Annotated in this window: 3 protein-coding genes; 2 read left to right on the top strand and 1 reads right to left on the bottom strand. The window is 25.6% G+C overall.

Annotation, left to right across the window (positions count from 1 at the left end; genetic code table 11):
• Positions 1-228 precede the first annotated feature (228 nt).
• Together BLO14_RS05735 and BLO14_RS05730 are read left to right on the top strand one after the other, a co-directional pair.
• Positions 229-573, top strand: a complete 345-nt coding sequence (locus BLO14_RS05735; RefSeq protein WP_091973974.1) for a TM2 domain-containing protein — start codon at positions 229-231, stop codon at positions 571-573.
• A 13-nt stretch (positions 574-586) separates the two neighbouring features.
• Entirely contained in the window at positions 587-1273 is a 687-nt protein-coding gene (locus BLO14_RS05730) for a hypothetical protein (protein WP_091973971.1), read from the top strand.
• Between the two features lie 97 nt (positions 1274-1370).
• Here BLO14_RS05730 and BLO14_RS05725 read toward each other — a convergent pair whose 3' ends face one another.
• The gene (locus tag BLO14_RS05725; protein ID WP_091973968.1) at positions 1371-2303 is read right to left on the bottom strand and encodes a hypothetical protein; all 933 of its coding nucleotides are present in this window, start codon (positions 2301-2303) and stop codon (positions 1371-1373) included.
• Positions 2304-2347 lie beyond the last annotated feature (44 nt).

Here is a 2347-nt window from a genome sequence, read left to right as displayed (position 1 = left end):
TTTAACTTTTTTCAAAAAATTTCTCTAAAGTAACAAAATTAACAAATTGTTACTCTAAATAGTAAAGCAATTTAATAAATTATTAACATAAACTGATAACTGCTTTATACCTATTAACTACTGATCTATATTTACAATGTTTATTAAATTTAAATACATAAAAATACAACTTATTTATCTTAAATGCTTTTAGATAGATATGTTTTATTTTTAAAAGGAGCGTAAATCATGTCAAAAGCTTTGAATGAAATATATTGTCATTCTTGTGGCAAACCAATTAAAAAAGAAGCTGAAATTTGTATTGCTTGCGGAGTTAAAAACAAACAAGTTAAAAAATCTTATAATAGATTAGTGGCGGGGTTATTATGCTTATTTTTGGGTTATTTAGGGGCTCATAGATTTTATGTGGGGAAAACGGGAACAGGTTCTACGTTTTTATGTATAACCATTTTCTCTATTTTACTTTATATTTTTACCTTGGGATTTGGATTCATAATTGCTATGCCTTTGTTGGCAATAATAGAAATTATAACCTTTATTGATTTCATAAGAATATTAATAAAGAAACTTTAAAAAAGGATTTAAAATGACTAATAAAACAAAATTTGTAGTATTCTTATTTTTATTTATAAGTATTCTAAGCTGCAAATCAAATAATAATAAGAATAATAATGAAGAAGTATTAGGAGATAGTAAATTTTTTACAAATGGAAAGGAAAATAATGAAAAATACTCCTGGATTGCAACAAAATCAGAAGAAAGACCAGAAAATTGGCAAAATAAAAATCATGCACTTATGAATTTTGTAAATAGCGGCCTAGGAAGTTACTATTATTTTAATTTCAATGATATTGCTACTAAACACAATATTGGTTTTTTTGATATACATGATATAAAAAGTAAAAATAAAATTAAAATCAAATATATTTTTGATAATGAAAAAGAATCTGAACTAACAATTGGAATAACTGAATGTAGACTTACTCCTGAACAAATTAAACAGGGGAATATAGTATGTTATTCAGCGGCTAATTTATATAATGATAATTATATTTTTGCTAGTTTTATGATTCCTCCATCCAAATCAGAAGATTTTTCAAAAAAACTACTAACTTCTAAAACCCTTAAAATAGCTTTTGAAATTTTTAAAGATCCAATAACATTTAATCTTGAAAATCATAAAAAATTACATACTAAATATAAAAAATATTTTATTAAAGAAAATAATAGCATAAAAAAAGAAGAGGATGATACAAAAACCAATAAAAATTAAAAAAGCATTAAAAGATATAAATTTGAACAAAAAAAACAAGACTAGTTGTTAGTCTTGTTTTTTATAATTTATGCTTAAATGCAAATTACATTTCAAACTATTTATCATCACTGCTAGAGACATACTCTTTAATTGTTTCAAAATTAGATTCGTTTTCAAGATAGTTTTTAACTTCTTCTAATTCTGATTTTAGTTTCCCTAAGTCTGATTCAATTTCGTCAACCTTTACATTTTCTTTTAAATTAGGTTCTTTACTCTTTCCATCAAGTATATATGCCTTATTCCCCTCATTTAATTTATTTCTTAAACTGTGTCTAGTCTCACCTAATTTTTTCAATAACTTTGCCAATTCTGAATCTTCTTCTTCGTCTAAACCCCAAGTATAGTATATGGCTTGATTAGTATCATCAGTAAAGTGGTCATATATAGGCCCCGTAACTTTATCTCTAACTTCTGTTGCCTTTACTTCTAGTCTTTTTTCATCCTCCACAAACCAACTTTTATGCTTAATAGAATCGATATCTCTATTTATCTCGTCTATTTTTTTTGTAAGTGTTTTGATTTTGCTTTTAACTTGCTTTTCTTCTTGTTCTTCTTTCTCTTTTCTTTCTTGTTCTGCTTTAGCTTTTGCCTGTTCTTCTTTTTCTTCTTGTTGTTGTTCTTCTTTTTGTTGACCACCACTACCTCGTGTTGTTTTTAATGCCGGTTCACTGATATGGCTATTAGGCTCATCACCCCGCATTAATTCTTCTTCATCTTCTTGTTTATTTTCTTTTTTCTCCTTTAATTCTTCTTCTTCTTTTAATTTTTTTGCTATTTCATCATCTGAAATAATTCCTTCTTTTTTTTCTAAAAATCCCTCAACTTGTTTTTCTATACCTTGTTTAATTTTTCTTTCTATTTCTACACCTTGTTTAATTTCCTTAACTTGTTCCTCTAAATTTTGTTTTAAATCTTCACCACCTGCATAATTTTTACAAGAAATTATCACTGCAAAAACAGCACAAATAATAACCATTTTTTTCTTCATAATTATCCTCTCCTATACTTTAATTTCTATTTTAAATTCTTCTT

Source organism: Borreliella japonica (genome assembly GCF_900099615.1).
Lineage (GTDB): Bacteria > Spirochaetota > Spirochaetia > Borreliales > Borreliaceae > Borreliella > Borreliella japonica.
This window is presented reverse-complemented; position numbering and strand designations above follow the sequence as displayed.

Coding starts and splice junctions, on each gene's coding strand:
- BLO14_RS05735 (WP_091973974.1), top strand. CDS start 229: ATGTCAAAAGCTTTGAATGAAATATATTGTCATTCTTGTGGCAAACCA.
- BLO14_RS05730 (WP_091973971.1), top strand. CDS start 587: ATGACTAATAAAACAAAATTTGTAGTATTCTTATTTTTATTTATAAGT.
- BLO14_RS05725 (WP_091973968.1), bottom strand. CDS start 2,303: ATGAAGAAAAAAATGGTTATTATTTGTGCTGTTTTTGCAGTGATAATT.